Genomic DNA, 1,262 nt, shown 5'->3' with positions numbered 1-1,262 from the left:
GAGGCGGGGCGCCGCTCAGGCCCCGGCGGCGGCGAGCACCCGCGCCACGTGGCGGCGGTGCACCTGGTGGATCACCTCGATCAGCACGCAGCCGACCGCGGCGATCACCAGCGCGGCGACCAGCACGTCCGCGGGCGGCACCTCCATCTGGTGGTACCAGCGGGAGGCGGGCACCAGCACGACGGCGGCCAGCACCGCGTACATGGCCAGCACGAGCAGCACCACGCGGCGGGTCAGCGGCCGGGACATCACGCTGAGCACCCACAGGCCCACGAGGGTGAGGGTGATCATGAACGCGGTCTGCTGCTGGGCGAGGTCCACGTGGTCGGCGGCCAGGCGCACGTAGACCTGCAGCGCCACCATGGACAGCAGGATCACCACGCCGGAGGGGATGGCGAAGCGCAGCGCCCGGCCCAGGAACCCGGGCACGTAGCGGCGCGGGTTCGGCAGCAGGGCGAGGAAGAACGTGGGCAGCCCGATCATGATGAAGTCCACGGTGGACGCCTGCCGGGGCAGCAGCGGGAACTGCCAGGCCAGCAGGGAGAACACCACGCCGAACAGCAGGGCGTACGTGGTCTTCGTCAGGTAGATGTGGGCCAAGCGCTCCATGTTCGCGATCACCTGGCGGCCCTCGCCGAGCACGGCGGGCAGGCGGTCGAAGCGGCCGTCCAGCAGCACCATCCGGGAGACGGCCTTCGTGGCGGGGGCGGCGTTGCCCATGGCGATGCCCAGGTCCGCGGTCTTCAGGGCGAGGGCGTCGTTCACGCCGTCGCCGGTCATGGCCACCACGTGCCCGCGCGACTGCAGGGCCTCCACCATGGCCTTCTTCTGGTCCGGGCTGACGCGGCCGAACACGTGGTGCTCGGCCATCACGTCGGCGAGGGCGTCCGGGTCCTCGGGCAGGGTCCGGCCGTCCCGGGCGTGGCCGGCCACGTCCATGCCGACCTCGCGCGCCACCGCGGCCACGGTGCGGGGGCTGTCCCCGGAGATCACCACGGTGCGCACGCCCTGCGCGTGGAAGTAGCCGAGGGTCTCGGCGGCGTCCGGGCGCACGTTCTCGCGGAAGGTCACGACGGCGGCCGGGACGCGTCCGGCGGGCAGCGCGTCCCCGGTCAGGGGCGCGCCGGTGCGGGCCAGCAGCAGCACGCGCAGGCCCTCGTCCGAGAGGGCGTCCGCCTGGGCGCGCACGGCGGCGACGTCGTCCCGGCCGGTCCCGGCCTCGCCCGGCTGGGCGTCGGGGTCGCCCAGCAGGGCCTCGGGGG

The 1,262-nt window shown here is 74.5% G+C and carries 1 protein-coding gene; it reads right to left on the bottom strand.

The annotated features are described in order from the left end of the window. Nucleotides 1-15 precede the first annotated feature (15 nt). Nucleotides 16-1,262: HAD-IC family P-type ATPase (locus tag NWP10_RS12000; protein ID WP_258301054.1), on the bottom strand; the 1,247-nt coding region annotated here is incomplete at its 5' end.

The sequence above is a fragment of the Micrococcus sp. HG099 genome (assembly GCF_024723355.1).
GTDB lineage: Bacteria > Actinomycetota > Actinomycetes > Actinomycetales > Micrococcaceae > Micrococcus > Micrococcus endophyticus.
Note: the sequence above shows the minus strand (reverse complement) of the source record. Positions and strands in the feature narration are given on the sequence as shown.